Annotated in this window: 17 protein-coding genes and 1 pseudogene; 12 read left to right on the top strand and 6 right to left on the bottom strand. The window is 58.8% G+C overall.

The features are described from left to right. Window positions 1-46 precede the first annotated feature (46 nt). On the top strand, window positions 47-940 hold the full coding sequence (locus tag P1U71_RS04195; protein WP_301104300.1) for a fatty acid desaturase: 894 nt from the start codon (window positions 47-49) through the stop codon (window positions 938-940). A 2-nt stretch (window positions 941-942) separates the two neighbouring features. Here P1U71_RS04195 and P1U71_RS04190 read toward each other — a convergent pair whose 3' ends face one another. Then, a complete protein-coding gene (locus P1U71_RS04190) occupies window positions 943-1,923 on the bottom strand; it encodes an MBL fold metallo-hydrolase (protein WP_301104299.1) in 981 nt (326 codons plus the stop codon). 295 nt (window positions 1,924-2,218) lie between these two features. Between P1U71_RS04190 and P1U71_RS04185 the strand changes: the two genes are divergently transcribed. Both P1U71_RS04185 and P1U71_RS04180 read left to right on the top strand, forming a co-directional pair. After that, window positions 2,219-3,004, top strand: coding sequence for a DUF169 domain-containing protein (locus P1U71_RS04185; protein ID WP_301104298.1), 786 nt, complete (start codon window positions 2,219-2,221; stop codon window positions 3,002-3,004). A 198-nt stretch (window positions 3,005-3,202) separates the two neighbouring features. Then, the gene (locus P1U71_RS04180; protein WP_301104297.1) at window positions 3,203-3,736 is read left to right on the top strand and encodes a PAS domain-containing protein; all 534 of its coding nucleotides are present in this window, start codon (window positions 3,203-3,205) and stop codon (window positions 3,734-3,736) included. Here the strand turns inward: P1U71_RS04180 and P1U71_RS04175 are convergent. From P1U71_RS04175 to P1U71_RS04160, 4 genes are all read right to left on the bottom strand, one after another. Then, window positions 3,721-4,362, bottom strand: coding sequence for a chloramphenicol acetyltransferase (locus tag P1U71_RS04175; protein WP_301104296.1), 642 nt, complete (start codon window positions 4,360-4,362; stop codon window positions 3,721-3,723). The two genes, P1U71_RS04180 and P1U71_RS04175, sit on opposite strands and share 16 nt — an antisense overlap. A 2-nt stretch (window positions 4,363-4,364) precedes the next feature. Continuing rightward, on the bottom strand, window positions 4,365-4,904 hold the full coding sequence (locus tag P1U71_RS04170; RefSeq protein ID WP_301104295.1) for a histidine phosphatase family protein: 540 nt from the start codon (window positions 4,902-4,904) through the stop codon (window positions 4,365-4,367). 86 nt (window positions 4,905-4,990) lie between these two features. Continuing rightward, window positions 4,991-5,467 (bottom strand): GFA family protein, encoded by a 477-nt coding sequence (locus P1U71_RS04165; protein ID WP_301104294.1) that lies wholly within the window; start codon window positions 5,465-5,467, stop codon window positions 4,991-4,993. A gap of 30 nt (window positions 5,468-5,497) precedes the next feature. Continuing rightward, a complete protein-coding gene (locus tag P1U71_RS04160; RefSeq protein ID WP_301104293.1) occupies window positions 5,498-5,917 on the bottom strand; it encodes a GFA family protein in 420 nt (139 codons plus the stop codon). Between the two features lie 397 nt (window positions 5,918-6,314). On the opposite strand from P1U71_RS04160, the gene P1U71_RS04155 reads away from it, so the two are divergent. The 4 genes from P1U71_RS04155 (at window position 6,315) to P1U71_RS04140 (ending at window position 8,683) form a co-directional block, all read left to right on the top strand. Continuing rightward, window positions 6,315-6,524 carry a cold-shock protein gene (locus P1U71_RS04155; protein ID WP_227950108.1) on the top strand — a complete coding sequence of 70 codons (210 nt, stop codon included), beginning with the start codon at window positions 6,315-6,317 and terminating at the stop codon, window positions 6,522-6,524. 156 nt (window positions 6,525-6,680) lie between these two features. Beyond that, window positions 6,681-7,013, top strand: a complete 333-nt coding sequence (locus tag P1U71_RS04150; RefSeq protein WP_301104292.1) for a hypothetical protein — start codon at window positions 6,681-6,683, stop codon at window positions 7,011-7,013. A gap of 43 nt (window positions 7,014-7,056) precedes the next feature. Next, window positions 7,057-8,118 carry an N-acetyl-gamma-glutamyl-phosphate reductase gene (gene argC / locus P1U71_RS04145; protein ID WP_301104291.1) on the top strand — a complete coding sequence of 354 codons (1,062 nt, stop codon included), beginning with the start codon at window positions 7,057-7,059 and terminating at the stop codon, window positions 8,116-8,118. A 25-nt stretch (window positions 8,119-8,143) separates the two neighbouring features. Then, window positions 8,144-8,683 carry a DapH/DapD/GlmU-related protein gene (locus tag P1U71_RS04140; RefSeq protein ID WP_301104290.1) on the top strand — a complete coding sequence of 180 codons (540 nt, stop codon included), beginning with the start codon at window positions 8,144-8,146 and terminating at the stop codon, window positions 8,681-8,683. A 27-nt stretch (window positions 8,684-8,710) separates the two neighbouring features. Here P1U71_RS04140 and P1U71_RS04135 read toward each other — a convergent pair whose 3' ends face one another. Next, the gene (locus P1U71_RS04135; RefSeq protein WP_301104289.1) at window positions 8,711-10,558 is read right to left on the bottom strand and encodes a class I poly(R)-hydroxyalkanoic acid synthase; all 1,848 of its coding nucleotides are present in this window, start codon (window positions 10,556-10,558) and stop codon (window positions 8,711-8,713) included. Window positions 10,559-10,775: 217 nt separating this feature from the next. On the opposite strand from P1U71_RS04135, the gene P1U71_RS04130 reads away from it, so the two are divergent. From P1U71_RS04130 to P1U71_RS04110, 5 genes and pseudogenes are all read left to right on the top strand, one after another. Then, window positions 10,776-11,939 carry an OmpA family protein gene (locus P1U71_RS04130; protein WP_301104288.1) on the top strand — a complete coding sequence of 388 codons (1,164 nt, stop codon included), beginning with the start codon at window positions 10,776-10,778 and terminating at the stop codon, window positions 11,937-11,939. Between the two features lie 101 nt (window positions 11,940-12,040). After that, a complete protein-coding gene (locus P1U71_RS04125) occupies window positions 12,041-13,249 on the top strand; it encodes an LL-diaminopimelate aminotransferase (protein ID WP_301104287.1) in 1,209 nt (402 codons plus the stop codon). Window positions 13,250-13,251: 2 nt separating this feature from the next. Then, a complete protein-coding gene (locus tag P1U71_RS04120) occupies window positions 13,252-14,544 on the top strand; it encodes a homoserine dehydrogenase (RefSeq protein ID WP_301104286.1) in 1,293 nt (430 codons plus the stop codon). Window positions 14,545-14,582: 38 nt separating this feature from the next. After that, window positions 14,583-15,542 (top strand): class II fructose-bisphosphatase, encoded by a 960-nt coding sequence (gene glpX, locus P1U71_RS04115; protein ID WP_301104285.1) that lies wholly within the window; start codon window positions 14,583-14,585, stop codon window positions 15,540-15,542. Window positions 15,543-15,553: 11 nt separating this feature from the next. Then, a pseudogene (locus P1U71_RS04110) lies at window positions 15,554-15,795 on the top strand (single-stranded-DNA-specific exonuclease RecJ); the annotation flags it as partial.

The raw sequence follows: 15,795 nt of genomic DNA, 5'->3' as shown, positions 1-15,795 counted from the left end.
TCAAGCGAATGTTTCAAAATATCACTATCTCCCCTAAACTCTCCCCATGGAAAGTCGTGATTTTATCAAATCCCTGACAAGGGGGCAGCGGGAAATGCTGACGCGGCGCTCGGACGCGCGGGGCCTCCTGCATCTCGCGGGGCATGTGGGGCTGATATTGCTGATCGGCGGGCTGATCGCCCTCAAGGGGCCGGGCTGGCCGTTGTTGATGCTGCCGCAGGGGATACTCATTGTCTTTCTGTTCCCGGCGCTACATGAAACCTCCCACCGCACGGCGTTCAAAAGCCTGTGGCTCAACAAGGCGGTGAGTTCGATTTGCGGCGTCGCGACTGTCCTGCCGGCGGAGTGGTTCCGCTATTTTCATATCGAGCATCACCGCTTCACGCAGGACCCGACGCGCGACCCGGAGCTGCACGCGCCGCAAATCACGACGCTGCCGCAATATCTCTGGCATGTGTCCGGCCTCCCGATCTGGGTGTCGCATGTGAAAACCCTTGTCAAGAACGCGACGGGCCGCATCGAGGACGCCTTCGTGCCCGCCCATGGCCGGGCGGCGATCCGGCGGGAGGCGCAAGGGATGCTCCTGATTTACGCGGCGCTGTTTGTCGGGTCGGTCGCGGCGGGCTCCGCGCTTCTTCTCTATGTCTGGATAATCCCTTCGGTTCTCGGCCAGCCTTTCTTGCGGCTCTTTCTACTCGCCGAGCATGGGAACTGCCCTTCGGTCCCGAATATTTTCGAGAATACCCGCACGACGCTCACCAACCGCCTCGTGCGCAAACTCGCCTGGAACATGCCCTTCCATGCGGAGCATCATGCCTTTCCGGCGGTGCCGTTTCACGCCCTCGAAAATCTGCATTTCCTGACGCGGCCGCACCTTAAAGTGACGGAAACGGGCTATATCGCCTTTCACCGCAAATATTTGCGGCATCTCGCGCGCTGAGCTTACGCGGCGTCGGTTAAGGATCGCGTCTCGCCGATTTTGAGGATCAGGGCGTTCTCCGCGCCGTAGCCCTGGTCGATGGCGGCCTGGCGGAAGCGGGCCGGGGCCTCGAACGGGTCCTCCGGCGTGAGCATGATCGTGCCCCAATGCATGCCAAGCGCGCGTTTTGCGCCGATATCCCGGGCGATCTGGATGGCGTCTTCCGGCGTCGCATGGACCGCCTTCATAATCTCCCGCGGCTCATAGGCACCGATGCCGACGAGGGCGAGATCGAACGGCGCGTGCCGTGTGCCGATCTCCCTGAAGATGTCGCCATGGGCGGTATCGCCCGAAAACCAGACATTCTCCGCCGCCGTCTTGATGCCGAAGCTCGCCCAGAGCGTCTTCTTCTGGTCATGCAGGCCGCGCCCCGACGAATGCACGGCGGGCAGCGTCGTGATGGTGAGGCCGTCTTCGGACCAGCTTTGCCACCAGTCCATCTCGACCACCTTTTTGAAGCCGCGCCGGGTGAAAAAACGCTTGAGGCCGAGGGGGACGACAACCTGCGTATGGTCCTTGTGCGGATAGGCGGCGAGCACACCGGCGTCGAGATGGTCATAATGATTATGGCTGACCAGCATCACATCGGCCTTCGGCAGCTCATGTGCGGCAAGCGCAGGCGGAACATACCGCTTCGGGCCGAGAGGCGCGGGGCCCGCCCGCTCCGACAGATACGGATCGGTCAGGATGACCTTGCCGCCGGTCCGCACAATAAAGGCCGCATGGCCGAGCCAGGTCACGCTCGGGTTCCCGCCCGCGAGAATTCCCGCATCGACGGCGGTGCGGTCCAGCACATGGCCGTCCGGCACTTCGGGCGCGGCTCTCGGTCGGAGCTGCCGGGTGATAAAGCTGAGCATTCCGCGCTTGCCGATGCGGCGGTTGGGGCTTCCCTCCGGGTTGCGAAAGCCGCCGTCCGGGTCGTGGTGATAGGGTTTTGTCGTCATTTATATGTCTCTTAAGGGGCAGGAGCATCTTTAACTAGATTGCGCATTGCGTCGGGAATTCAATAGGGGGTCCGCCGCGAATTTCGCCGCCGCCGCATCGACTCGGCCCTGCGTTATTGATCTGGATCATTCCACATCTTGCCGGTATTGTAGTCGATATTAGAGCCTGACGGGCGCCAAAATATACAAAATAATTACGGCGGCCGTTATTCGGGCTCCAATTCCGCAAATGACGGAGTGAATGGCGGCCTTTGGCTTTCATATCACGCTTGGGAAAAAGAACGGGAGAGAAAAATTGACAAAGCTCGACGAATATTACGACTGGGATGCCATTCTCGATGGCCTGAATAAATATCTGCGTATCCGTGCGACGCCGATCGGCATGAAGCTGTTCGAGACGAAAGAGGAGATGGAGGCGGTGGAGAAGATCCGGCGGCCCGGTTCCATCCATACGGCGGATCAGATCGTCGGGCAGGCCGCCCGCCTTGGCTGGACCGTGGGGGCGACGGCGGATGATTTCGTCGGTGCGCAATGCGGCGCGGTGATGGGGCTGCACCCGCAGGATGAGGAATGGCACAAGGGCGAACGCTATGCCGGCGTCTGGTATGAAACGCCGGAGGATGCGCGCAATCATCAGTCGGCCATGACCGTCGTGCCGTCCGGGCAGTTCCAGGCGATGGCGGTCTCTCCGCTCGCCTCAAAACGGCTGAACCCGCCGGATATCTGCCTGATTTACGCGACCCCGGCGCAGATGATCATCTTCATCAATGGCCTGCAATGGGCGGGCTATAAGAAGCTCGATTTCTCGGTTGTGGGCGAATCCTCCTGCGCCGATAGCTGGGGGCGCGCGCTCTCCACGGGGGAACCGAGCCTGTCGCTGCCCTGTTTTGCCGAGCGGCGCTATGGGGGCGTGCTGGAGGATGAACTCTTGATGGCCATTCCGCCCGCGTACCTGCCCAAGGTGGTCGAGGGGCTGGCGGCGCTCTCGAAGAATGGCTTGCGCTATCCGATCGCGCAATATGGCATCCAGAATGATGTCCGCGCCGGCATGGGCGTGAGCTACAGCAGCACGTCGAAATAATAGTGATGAAAAGGGGGAAGCAAAGGCCGGTTTTTGTTCAAAATTTATAAAACTCGTGGGGCGTGAAGAATGAGTATTGGCATGCACCAAATAAATGAGTATATTGCCCGCCGCCTATAACGAAAGATAAATAATAATTGGTTCGTTTTGCCGGAACTGGTCATATAATAATCAGGGACTACAGGGATTTGTGAAAATATGGTCTATGAAAAGTTCGATGATATTGACTGGGTGACGCCGGACGCAAAAGAATTCGCATATTACTGGCGCAGTCTGGACCGGGACCATGCCGTTCCCCACCGCAGCAGTTTTGACCCGACCCGGATTTCGCCGTTGCTGTCCGGCATTGCCATATATGAGGTCATGTCGCGGGACGAGATTATCTACCGGCTGGCCGGGACGGCGCTGGTCGATAAGTTTGGCATGGAAGTAACGGGAAAGAACTTTCTGGATTTCTGGAAAGGAGAGCGGCGCGAACAGGCGGCAAACGCGATGTATCAATGCGTTTCCAAACCCTGCGGCATGTTTTCCAAGCTGATGGGCGTTACCCAGACCGGGCGGGTGGAAACCAGCGTGGCCGTTGGCTTCCCGCTGCTGGATCAGGACGAAACCTGCAATCGCCTGGTGTTTTATTCCTCCGGATTTAACAATGTGAATTTCCGCGTGCCTGCGGAAGACCAGATCAAATCCCTGGAGGCCGAACAGACCATCTTCATTCAGCTCGACGACTGAAATTCATCGAGATTTTTCTGTAATTCCTGAAAGAAACGGGCCGCATGCAGGCCGTCCATGATGGCGTGATGCGCCTGCAGGTTGACGGAAACCCGGGCGCGTGCCTCCTCCTCGACGATTTTGCCCCAGGCGATGCGCGGGATGCAGTCATCCTTGTCCGCCAGCGGATGGGTCATCGAGGTGAAATCGAGCCAGGGAAGGCAGCTTAAGTAAATCCACTGGTCTTCCCCCTCGGTCTCGCTTTCCAGCGTGGCCTGTTTCGACGCCACCTCGACCGCCGCGCGGCAGGTGGCATCGAAGCGGGCCCAGTCCGCATGATAGCTTGCCTGACAGAAGGCGAAGCGGTCGCCCTCAATCAGCACGGTGAAGGAGGGATGGACAATATCATGGCGCACTACCGTCTCCCCGCGAAAGCGGATGCGAAATTCGGGAACAGCGTTGGCGGCGCGGATGATGCAGAACAGCATCGCGTTAAAGAGGGAGAGTTTCTTCTCCCGCGCGGTGGCAAGCAGATCCGTGACAATGAGCGGGGCGGTCAGGCTGAAATGCGGAAAATCGACCGCGCGATACATCTCATAATGCGCCCGCCGGTCCCAGGTTGCGAGGTCGATCACCGTCTCGCCCATGCTTATTCCTCATCCTCGTCATCGGGCCCCGGCAGCATTTTCGGCGTGATGAAATGAACCAGCTTGCCGCGCCCGCCCAAATCGCGCCAGTCGTCGATATCGAATTTGATCTGGGTCAGGGCGGCGGTGGGGTATTTCCGCTCGATCAGCTGGTAGTCATTCTCCGGCGTCCGCTCCGCCAGGTCGAGGGCCATTTGCTGCATCGTCGGGTTATGGCCGATGATCATGACATGGACCTCCTCGATCGCGGAGGTTTTAAGATAGGAGACAAGCCCGCCGCCATGGCCCGCGGAATAGATGGATTTTTCAATCTTGACCTCGGTCCCGTCGGGCAGGAACGGGTCGATCTGGGCCAATGTCTCGCGGGTGCGCCGGGACGGGGAACAGAGGATGAGGTCGGGAAAGATCTTGTTCTTCTCGATATAGGTGCCGATTTTCAACGCCCCGCGCCGACCGCGCGCGGTGAGCGGACGGTCAATATCGGCCTTGGCCCGGTCGGACCAGCTTGATTTGGCATGACGGAGCAATGTCAGTTTACGCATGAATATATCTTTCCCATTATCCTTGAAGATCCGCGATGTATCAGTCGCGCGTGGATTTAGTATGACAAGATAGTGGTGCTTTTGCGTTAGCTTTCAAGGTCGAGTCTCCGGTGCCAGTCGGCGATGGATTCGTCCGGATATTCGTCAAAAACCTTGTCGTCCGGACCGGCCTCCAGCGGCACCCACGCCTTCTTAGAGCCGACCATGAGGAAGGTCCGCTCGGGCGCGGCGGGAAGTTTGCTGTCAATGGCGGAGGCGAAGGGGTGGATCAATTCGGGCCAGCGCGGATCATAGACCCAGAGCGCGCTCCCGCAGGATTTGCAAAAATGCCGTTCGGCCGGGCTTAACCCCGCATCCCCTTCAAGTTTCGCCTGATAGACGGTGATATTTTCCTCCCCCTCGACCGTCAGGCTGGCCGCGTCACCGCCGAGATTGATCGCGAAGCCGCCGCCACCCTGCGTCTTGCGACAGATCGAGCAGAAACAATAGTTGAAGGGGTAGGGATGGGCGGAGTTGAGGGAGAAAGTCACCGCGCCGCAATGGCAGGAACCGTCGAGCTTCATCTGTCTTTCCTTTGCTGTGGTCCGGGGCGCCTATCCGTTTTTCATTTCCTCCGGATAGCTGTCATATTGGGGCACGCCGTCGGCGATATCGTAATAATCCTTCTTGTCGGCGACAAAAATATGCCGGATTGTTTTGAGGCCCGTATCCCCGTCGAGGCTGCCGGCAAGGATGCTGATATGGCTGCCGTCCTTCATCCGCCAGAGGAGATTGGCGCCGCAGGCGGCGCAGAAGCCACGCTCGGCGAAGTCAGATGAGCGATACCATTTAAGGCCCTCATCCTTGACCAGGTGGAAATGTTCCTTTGGCGTGGCGGTGGCGGCGAAATAATGGCCGCTTGATTTCTGGCACTGACTGCAATGGCAGGAGCTAATATCGCGCAACGGCCCATCGATTTCATACCGGACCGCGCCGCAGAGGCAGCCGCCCTGTTTGACCGCATTTTTTTCCATCCTCGAAATTCTCCCTTATCCAGATGAATTATGCCGCGAAAGAATAACCTTCCTTGCGCCGTCCGTCAGCCTCAAAAAAAGCGGGCGGGGGGCGGTTGCGAGAAATACCCGTAAAATTCGTGGAAAATGGCGCTTAGGCTGGATTCTGCCTAGAAAATATGCGCTCTGCCTAACTGTGTTGCATTGTTCTGTAAATCGAGTCACAAAAATTTGATTTTCCTGAAATCTTTCTTGCAAAAACTCACATTATCAATTACGCGAGTCGTCGGGAGTCCTTGTTTTTCGGTTATGCTAACCGCTGGCGACATTGCTTCCAAGGTTGATCTGTCGCTGCTATTTGGGCACTTCGACAGCGCTATCGACCTGTTATATAGAATGAGTGTCCAGGAGACTAAACATGGCAAAAGGTACTGTAAAGTGGTTTAACCCAACCAAGGGATATGGTTTTATTGCTCCAGAGGATGGCGGGTCAGACGCTTTCGTGCATATTTCGGCTGTTGAACGAGCCGGTTTGACGACCCTTCAGGAAAACGCAAAAGTTCAGTTTGAACTTGTTGAAGGACGCAATGGCAAGGCATCTGCTGAAGAACTCGTGCTGCTGGACTGAGATAAAGGTTCCGATACGATAGAGAAAAGGCGGCGTTTGTCGCCTTTTTTTGTGGCGAGAAAACAAGACGCTTTATGAGAAACCGTTGCCATCGGCGGGATTTCATGTAAAAAACGCCGCTGATACGCGCCATGGCGGGCGATAAGGTTTAAGCGAATGAATTATCCGATTAAAAACGCGGACGATATCGATATTGAAACGCTCGGCATCCCTCTCGATGCCGATGGCGGTTTCGCGATTAAGGTGAAGGACTATGTCCATCGCCTCACCGGGGAAGAGCTCGCGGCGGAAATGCGCGATCAGCTCGACGTCCGGAGTTCCGTGCGCAGCGCACTCCTTAGAAAGGCGAACAAGGATATTCTGGCGGGCCTGAAAAAAGGTCGACTCCGATTAAGCGAGGAAGCCCGGGAGGCTTTCGATCTGAATATGCTGATCTGGTTTGCGGACAAGGCCCTGAGGGGCGAGCACCAGAGCTACCTGACAAAATAACGCTTTTCAAGGAGTCCGGCACGATTCTCGCCGGAATATGGACATGACGAATTCAACACAGAAAATCAAGGCCGGGATTCTCGGCGCGAGCGGCTATACGGGGGCGGAGGCCATGCGGCTCCTGCTCCGGCATCCGAATGTCGAGATGACGCTGCTGACCGCCGACCGGAAGGCCGGTCAAGCGGTGGAAGAGGTCTATCCCCATCTCGGCGGCTATGGCCTGCCTGACATGATCGCGGTGGAGGACGCGGACTGGAGCGGCGTAGATGTGGTCTTCTGCGGTCTGCCCCACGGCACGACGCAGGAAATTATCGCGACCCTGCCCAAAAATGTAAAGGTGGTCGATCTGTCTGCCGATTTCCGGATTGAGGATGCGGCGACTTACGCCGAATGGTACGGCCATGAGCATCGGGCGATGGATCTGCAGAAAGACGCGGTCTACGGCCTGACGGAGCTGTATCGGGAAAAGATCAAATCGGCGCGGCTGGTGGCCTGTCCGGGCTGCTACCCGACGGCGGTGCTTCTGGCGCTGCTCCCGCTGGTGGCGGCAAGGCTGATCGATGCGGATGATCTGGTGATCGATGCGAAATCCGGCCTCACGGGTGCGGGCCGGGGCCTCAAGCAGAACACCCTTTTCAGTGAGGCGGGGGAGGGTCTCAGCCCCTACAGCATCGCGAAACACCGGCACGCGCCGGAGATCGAGCAGGAAGTCGCCAAGGCCATCGGCCGGGCGGCGGCAGATATGCGGGTTAATTTCGTGCCGCATCTTATCCCCATGAGCCGGGGCGAGCTGATCACTGCCCATGTCCGGCTGTCGGAGGGCAAAACCGCGCAGGATTTGCGCGCTGAAATCGCGAAAACCTATGACGGCGAGCCGTTCGTGCGGCTGCTGAAAGAAGGCGCAATCCCGCAGACGCAGATGGTCCGGGGCTCCAACAACTGCGTGATCAATGTGTTCGAGGACCGGATAAAGGGCCGGGCCACTGTAATCGCGGCCATCGACAATCTGGTGAAAGGCTCCAGCGGGCAGGCGGTTCAGAACATGAACCTGATGTTCGGATTTGAGGAAACCCTCGGCCTCGAACAGGCGCCGCTGTTCCCGTAACAACAACAAAAAGAAACGGAAAATCATGACCAAAAATATTATTTCCTTTAAGGGCGCCATGCCCGAGATTGCCGACGATGCCTTTATCGCCCCCTCCGCCGATGTGATCGGCGATGTCCGGATCGGGGAGAAATCGAGCATCTGGTTTAACTGCGTCGTCCGCGGCGATGTCGGTCCGATCCGGATCGGCAAGCGCAGCAATATTCAGGACGGCACGGTTATCCATATCTCGGGCGGCACCCATCCGACGGTGATCGGCGATGATGTGCTGGTCGGGCATAACTGTCTGATCCATGGCTGCACGCTGGAAGATGGCAGTTTCGTTGGCATGGGCGCGACCATTCTGGACGGCGTGGTGGTGGAAACGGGCGCGATGGTTGCCGCCGGGGCGCTGGTCACGCCGGGCAAGCGCGTGCCGTCAGGCGAACTCTGGGGCGGTGCGCCCGCGAAATGCCTTCGCAAGCTGACCGACGAACAGCAGGCGGATCTCACGGGCGGAGCAGATCACTATGCCGAGCTTGCGCAAGTCTACCGCGCGGAAAGCGGGAGGGATCGCGACGACTAACCGTCGCGCGCCTTCATTCAAGAGAATTTATTTGTCGCCGCTGCCGTTCTTGCCATTTCCGTTGACATAGGGCTTGGCCTTGATCTTTACGTAGCTGCCCGGGGCATCCTCGATCGGTTTGAGTTTGCCTTTTGCCGGATCGCGCGCCGGGACCTTGGGGCCGGATTTTTTGGAGAGCCACTTGTCCCAATGGGGCCACCAGGAGCCTGCATGCTCGGTTGCATCGGCAAGCCATTCCTCCGCCGTTGCATATTTCTTTTTCTTCGTGTTCGTCCAGTGCTGGTACTTTTTCGCCGCCGGATGGTTGATCACCCCGGCGATATGGCCCGAGCCCGCCAGCATAAATTCGATCGGGCCGCTGAATAACTCGGTGTTTTTGAACACTGACTTGTATGGCGCAATATGGTCTTCCTTGCTTGCCTGGATAAAAACCGGGATATCGATTTTGGAAAGATCAATGGGCTGGCCGCCGAAAGTGAGGGCGCCCGGCTGCCGCAGCAGGTTCTTCTGGTACATGTTGCGTAAGTAAAAGCTGTGCATCTTGTGCGGCATGTTGGTCGCGTCGGAATTCCAGTACAGGAGATCGAACGGGAAAGGCGACTTGCCGAGCAGGTAGTTATTGATCACGAACGACCAGATCAGGTCGTTGGAGCGCAGAAGGTTAAACGTATTTGCCATCTCCTTGCCTTCAAGATAGCCGCTGTCCTTCATCTTCTCCTCGACCATTTTGATATGGTCCTCGTCGGTAAAGACGAGCAAATCGCCAGCCTCCGTGAAATCGAGTTGCGCGGCGAAGAAGGTGCAGGCGGTGACCCGCTTTTCGCCAATGGCGGCGAGATAGGCGAGGGTGGAGGCCATCAGTGTCCCACCGATGCAATAGCCGATCGCCGTCACTTCTTTCTCGCCGGTGGTGTTCTCGATGGCGTCAAGGGCCGCGAGGACCCCCTCGGACATATAACTCTCGAATGTCTTGTCGACATGGCGCTCATCGGGGTTAACCCAGGAAATAACGAAGACGGTATAGCCCTTCTCGGTGCACCATTTGATGAAGGAGTTTTCCGACTTCAGGTCGAGGATATAGAATTTGTTGATCCAGGGCGGGGTGATCAGCAGCGGCTTTTTATAAACCATCTCGGTGGTCGGTTCATATTGCAGGAGCTGCATCAGGTCATTCTCGAAAATCACCTTCCCCGGCGTCACGCCAATATTACGACCGACCTCGAAGGCGGTGTCGTCCGTCATTTTCGGGGTGAGTTGGCCCTTGCCATGTTTGAGGTCGTCGAGCATGTTCTCAAGCCCGTGGACAAGATTCTCGCCCTTGCTCTCCATGGTTTTTTTCAGCACATCCGGGTTCGACCAGAAAAAATTCGTTGGCGAGAGCGCATCGACATAAAGCTTGGTGTAGAAATCCGCCTTTTTCTGGGTTTGCTTATCCAGCCCCTCGACATCGGAGACGGTGTCCTGGATCCATTTGGCGGTCATCAGGTAGGATTGTTTGATGTAGTCGAAGATCTGGTTCTGGCTCCATTCTTCGGACTTGAAGCGCTTGTCGCCTGATTCCGGCGTGACCAGCGGCTTCGTCTCCTCCCCGCGCGCGCGCAGCGCCGCGTTCTGCCAGAGATCCATGTAATTCTTCCACAGCGCAGCCTGCGCCTCGATGATCTTGCCGGGATCGGCCATCATCTTGTTCATCAAGTCCATGAAGGTTTTGCCAACATGGGCCGGGTCCGGGTCTATATGGGCCTGCTGCTGGCTGTTCAGGAATTCGGTGACAAGCTCCTGGCTTTGCGCCGCAATCTTGGCGAAATTCTCGGCGAACTCCTTGGAGGCCTCAAGGGCTTCCTGGCTGCTGTCAAGCGGCTCCTTATTCGACATATCGGCTTCTTCTCCCTGAGTTGTTGTCTTCTCTGCCAACCAACGGATTTCAGGCGGTACAGTTCCCCCCAAATGCCTTGAAATCGTCAGAAAACATTGCGAAAATCTCCCTCATATGTTTAATGATAGCGTTGTTTTTATAAGAGTATATCAAAAACTTGCCAATCTCAACGCAGGGCTCCGGCCGGCGGAGGGACGGGGCTTAACGGACAGTTCAATGACCATGACGATAAACGCTTTCGAAAATCGGTTCTTAAAGGGTGCCCGACTTCTGTTGGGAGGTGTTCTTCTGGTCGCGCTGCTGGCGGGAACCGCCTGCTCCACGGATAACACCGAGGAACAGGAGGCGGCGGAATATCCGAATGTGAACAAGCTGCCGGAGGCGCCGGAAACGGTCGCGACACTGGCGGAGGCGGAGAAGATCGAGGAAGGGTTGCGCGCCGATCGCGACAATGCCCGCTATACCGATGAAACCCTGCGCGCCGATACCTCCTTGCAGCCGCCGCTCCCCGCGCCGCCAAAACCGGTGGCCGAGGAAGTGACCGAAGTCAAGACCGAGACTGTCACCGAAGTGACCGAAACGGCGACGGCAGAGGGGTCTGAAACCGTTACCGAGACTGTCACGGAAGTTGTTGAAGAAAAGACCGCGGAGGCAGAGGCCCCCGTCGTTGCCACGGTGGCGCAGGAAGAGGTGACGGAAACGCCGCTGCCCGCGCCGTCTGTCGCCGAGGCCGCACCGGACACAACGCCGGCGCCAGCCCCCCTCCGCGAACAGGTTATCAGCGGGGAGGCCGCCCGGAAGCCCGCAATTGAAAGCGTGTTTGAGCAGCAGCTCGCCGCCTCCAGCGCGACCCGTCTGCCGGATACGATGAGTTCGGGCGGATCTTCAGGCAGTGCGACGGACACCGCCGCGCCGTCCCCCTCATCTTCTTCCTCCGCCTCCGCTTCTTCGAACGGGTCGGTCACCCTGACGCCGCCGTCCGATGATGGCGGGCGCGTCATTCCGAATTACGCCGCCTCCGACGGCAGCTCGCCGATCGAGACAATTTATTTCGCGCAAGGGTCCCACCGGATCAATGCCGCGGATAAAGCCAAGCTCGACCGCATCGCCCGGACCCAGATGGCGGCGGGCGGGACGCTTAAAATCGTGGGCCATGCCTCCAGCCGGACACGGCAGATGGCGGAGGAAAAGCATATGATCGTCAATCTCAATGCCTCGCAGGCGCGGGCCTCGACGATTGCGGAGTATTTCATCAAGGCGGGGGTGGAGCCCTCCAATCTGCTGGTTGAATCCGTCAGCGATACGAAGCCGATGATCACCGAGCCGATGCCGAGCGCGGAAGCAAAGAATCGCCGCGCCGAAATCTTTCTTCTAAATTAACCAAAAGTCGTTTAAATACCCGCATAGAATTTAACCCAGGAACCCGGATCGCCCGAAATGCGCGCCGGGAGCCGCCCTATTAACGTAACAGGAAGAGGCCGATGGATCCGGATTTTCACCGCATAAAACGCTTGCCACCCTATGTCTTCGAAGAAGTCAATCGGATGAAGGCAGCGGCGCGAGCGGCCGGAGAGGATATCATCGATCTCGGCATGGGCAACCCGGACAGCCCGACGCCGCAGCATATTGTCGATAAGCTGGTGGAAACCGCCCGCGACGGCCGCACCCATCGTTATTCGACCAGCCGGGGCATCCCGGGCCTGCGCCGCGCCAACGCCGCCTATTACAAGCGCCGCTTCGATGTCGAGATCGACCCGGAGACGGAAACCATCGCGACCTTGGGCTCGAAAGAGGGGCTTGCCAACCTCGCCATGGCGATCACCACGCCGGGCGATGTGATCCTGTCGCCGAACCCGAGCTACCCGATCCACCCGTACGGTTTTATCATCGCGGGCGCGGTCGTCCGCCATTTTGAGGTCGGGCCCGGCATTGATTTCTTCGCCGGTCTGGAACGCGCGGTGCGCCATTGCATCCCGACGCCGACCTGCCTGATCCTCAACTTCCCGTCCAACCCGACGGCGATGACGGTCGATCTCGATTTCTATAAGGAGGTCGTGAAATTCGCCAAGGATCACGGGATGTATATCCTCTCCGATCTTGCCTATGCGGAGATTTACTTCGGTGATGTGAAGCCGCCGTCGATCCTGCAGGTGGAGGGCGCGCGCGATATCGCGGTCGAGTTCACCTCGCTCTCGAAAACCTATTCCATGCCCGGCTGGCGCATGGGCTTTGCGACGGGGAACAAGCGGCTTGTCGGCGCGCTCGCGCGGATCAAGTCCTATCTCGATTACGGGGCCTTCACGCCGATCCAGGTGGCGGCGACGGCGGCCTTGAACGGTCCGCAGGATTGCGTTGAGGAATTCCGCCAGCTTTATAAACAGCGCCGCGATGTGCTGATCTCCGGCTTTGCCGCGGCGGGCTGGGACGTGCCGTCACCGGATGCGACCATGTTCGCCTGGGCGCCGATCCCGGAACCCTTCAGGCATCTGGGCAGTCTGGAATTCTCCAAACTCCTCCTGCAGGAAGCGAAAGTCGCTGTTGCGCCGGGCCTTGGCTTTGGGGAGCATGGGGACGATTTCGTCCGTGTCGCCATGGTTGAGAATGAGCAGCGGATCCGTCAGGCAAGCCGCAATATCAAGAAATTCATGTCCAATGCCGAGGCGCATCTCGGACGGAAAGAGGCGTCCTGAAAGTGAGTACCAACGTGAAAATAGGGATTGCCGGGCTGGGCACTGTCGGCGCGGGCGTATTGAAGATTATCCGGGAGCATGGCGATCTGCTGGAGGCGCGCTCCGGCGCGCATCTGACTGTCACCGCCGTTTCCGGGCGCGATAAATCCAAAGACCGGGGTGTCTCGCTTGAGGGGCTGACATGGCATGACGACGCGCGCAGCCTCGCCGATGATCCGGATGTGGATATCGTGCTCGAACTTATCGGCGGGAGCGATGGCGTCGCGAAGGACCTCTGCGTGAAATCCCTCCTGAACGGCAAGCCGGTCGTGACCGCGAACAAGGCGCTGCTGGCCGAGCATGGCAACGCGCTTGCCAAACTCGCCGAGGAAAACAACGCCCAGCTTGCCTATGAGGCGGCAGTTGCCGGCGGTATCCCGATTATCAAGGCGCTCCGCGAAGGGCTGGCGGGCAATGCGATCTCCCGCGTCTATGGCATCTTGAACGGCACCTGCAACTATATCCTCACCGAGATGGAGGAGACCGGCGGCGAGTTCGAGGCGATCCTGAAGGACGCGCAAGACCTTGGCTATGCCGAGGCTGATCCCGGTTTCGATATCGATGGCGTCGATGCGGCGCATAAGCTCGCCATCCTGACCAGTGTCGCCTTCGGCACCCCGGTTGATTTCGCCAGCGTCTATATTGAGGGCATCCGCAACGTGACCGCCGCCGATATCAAGGCGGCGAGCGAGCTTGGCTATCGTATTCGTCTGCTCGGCGTGGCCCGGCGGACCGAGAAGGGCATTGAGCAGCGGGTCCATCCCTGCATGGTCCGGCGCGATACCACTATCGCCAATGTGAACGGCGTTTTTAACGCGGTTGTCGTCGATGGTGATTTTGTCGATGAGACGTCCTATGTCGGGCGCGGCGCGGGCGAGGGGCCGACGGCCTCCGCCGTGGTTGCCGATATCGTCGATATCGCGCTCGGTCGCCATACGCCGACCTTCGGCATCCCGGTCTCGAAAATGACGGAGATTCCGAAAGTCCCCGTCGCCGATCATGTGGGCGCCTATTATGTCTGCCTGACGGTCTATGATGAACCCGGCGTGATCGCCGATGTGTCGGCGGTGTTCCGCGATGAGAATATTTCCATCGAGAGCCTGCTGCAGCGCGGCCGCTCCCGGCAGGAGGCGGTTTCCGTCATCCTCGTCACCCATGAGGTGCAGGAGGCGGCCCTGCTGCGCGCCCTTGGAAAAATCGAAAAATTCACCCATAGTGTGGCGAAACCGCGTATGATTCGCATCGTCTCGCTTTAAAAAACAGTAAGCTTTATTAAAGTAATGGAAGAGAAAACATGACTAAATCCTCACGTCTGGATAGAAATCTCACCCTCGAAATCGTCCGTGTGACCGAAGCCGCCGCGCGCGCCGCCTGTAACCTGGTCGGCCTCGGTGATGAGAAGGCCGCCGATCAGGCCGCCGTGGACGCCATGCGCACCGCGCTCAACCTGCTCAATATCGAGGGCCGGATCGTCATCGGCGAAGGGGAGCGGGACGAGGCCCCGATGCTCTATATCGGCGAGGAAGTCGGCACGGGCAAGGGCCCGAAGATCGATATCGCGCTCGATCCGCTGGAAGGCACGACACTCACCGCGAAGGGCGGGCCGAATGCGCTGGCCGTGATTGCCTTCGCCGAATCCGGTAACTTCCTGAACGCCCCGGACACCTATATGGAAAAGATCGCCGTCGGCGGTGGCTATCCGGACGGGATTATCGATATCAACAAGGGGGCGGGCGAAAATCTCCGCGCGATTGCCAAAGCCAAGGGCGTGCCAGTCAACCAGACCATGGCCTGCGTTCTTGATCGGCCGCGCCATGCGGACATCATCGCCGATATCCGTAAAACCGGCGCCCGTATCCAGCTGATCTCCGACGGTGACGTCGCCGGTGTGATGGCGACGGCAAACCCCGATACCGGGATCGACATGTATGTCGGCACCGGCGGCGCACCGGAAGGCGTTCTCGCCGCGGCCGCGCTCCGTTGTATCGGCGGGCAGATGCAAGGCCGTCTTGTCTTCCGCAATGATGACGAGAGGGCGCGCGCCGCCAAATGGGGCATCACCGACCTCTCCCGTGTCTATAACCTTGAGGAACTCGCCGCCGGGGAAGTCATCTTCGCCGCCACCGGCGTGACCGACGGCTCCATGCTGAAAGGCGTGCGCCAGAAGGGCGACCGGGTCTATACGGAAACCATCGTGATGCGGTCCTATTCCGGCACCGTGCGCTATATCCGGGGCGATCACAAAGTCAAATAGGCAGACCCGATATGGATGCGCCGGCCTTTCTGGATGTTGAAAATTCGCTGACGTCCCGGCGCTGGCGGCTGCGCTCCGAGAATGAGCGTCTCGGCCTCGCCATCGCGCAGCGTCTCGACGTGCCGGAAATCGTTGGCCGGGTCATGGCCGGGCGCGGCGTTCCGCTGGAGGAGGCGGAGCAATATCTCACCCCGCAGCTTCGCCATCTGCTGCCCGATCCGTCCAGCTTCAAGGATATGGATGCGGGCGCGGC

Origin of the sequence: Sneathiella sp. (genome assembly GCF_029233945.1) — a bacterium.
Classification (GTDB): domain Bacteria; phylum Pseudomonadota; class Alphaproteobacteria; order Sneathiellales; family Sneathiellaceae; genus Sneathiella.
This window is presented reverse-complemented; position numbering and strand designations above follow the sequence as displayed.

Bases quoted from the DNA above. Each gene is read 5' to 3' on its own strand.
- P1U71_RS04195 (WP_301104300.1), top strand. From the start codon at position 47: ATGGAAAGTCGTGATTTTATCAAATCCCTGACAAGGGGGCAGCGGGAA.
- P1U71_RS04190 (WP_301104299.1), bottom strand. From the start codon at position 1,923: ATGACGACAAAACCCTATCACCACGACCCGGACGGCGGCTTTCGCAAC.
- P1U71_RS04180 (WP_301104297.1), top strand. From the start codon at position 3,203: ATGGTCTATGAAAAGTTCGATGATATTGACTGGGTGACGCCGGACGCA.
- P1U71_RS04175 (WP_301104296.1), bottom strand. From the start codon at position 4,362: ATGGGCGAGACGGTGATCGACCTCGCAACCTGGGACCGGCGGGCGCAT.
- P1U71_RS04170 (WP_301104295.1), bottom strand. From the start codon at position 4,904: ATGCGTAAACTGACATTGCTCCGTCATGCCAAATCAAGCTGGTCCGAC.
- P1U71_RS04165 (WP_301104294.1), bottom strand. From the start codon at position 5,467: ATGAAGCTCGACGGTTCCTGCCATTGCGGCGCGGTGACTTTCTCCCTC.
- P1U71_RS04160 (WP_301104293.1), bottom strand. From the start codon at position 5,917: ATGGAAAAAAATGCGGTCAAACAGGGCGGCTGCCTCTGCGGCGCGGTC.
- P1U71_RS04155 (WP_227950108.1), top strand. From the start codon at position 6,315: ATGGCAAAAGGTACTGTAAAGTGGTTTAACCCAACCAAGGGATATGGT.
- P1U71_RS04150 (WP_301104292.1), top strand. From the start codon at position 6,681: ATGAATTATCCGATTAAAAACGCGGACGATATCGATATTGAAACGCTC.
- argC (WP_301104291.1), top strand. From the start codon at position 7,057: ATGACGAATTCAACACAGAAAATCAAGGCCGGGATTCTCGGCGCGAGC.
- P1U71_RS04140 (WP_301104290.1), top strand. From the start codon at position 8,144: ATGACCAAAAATATTATTTCCTTTAAGGGCGCCATGCCCGAGATTGCC.
- P1U71_RS04135 (WP_301104289.1), bottom strand. From the start codon at position 10,558: ATGTCGAATAAGGAGCCGCTTGACAGCAGCCAGGAAGCCCTTGAGGCC.
- P1U71_RS04130 (WP_301104288.1), top strand. From the start codon at position 10,776: ATGACCATGACGATAAACGCTTTCGAAAATCGGTTCTTAAAGGGTGCC.
- P1U71_RS04125 (WP_301104287.1), top strand. From the start codon at position 12,041: ATGGATCCGGATTTTCACCGCATAAAACGCTTGCCACCCTATGTCTTC.
- glpX (WP_301104285.1), top strand. From the start codon at position 14,583: ATGACTAAATCCTCACGTCTGGATAGAAATCTCACCCTCGAAATCGTC.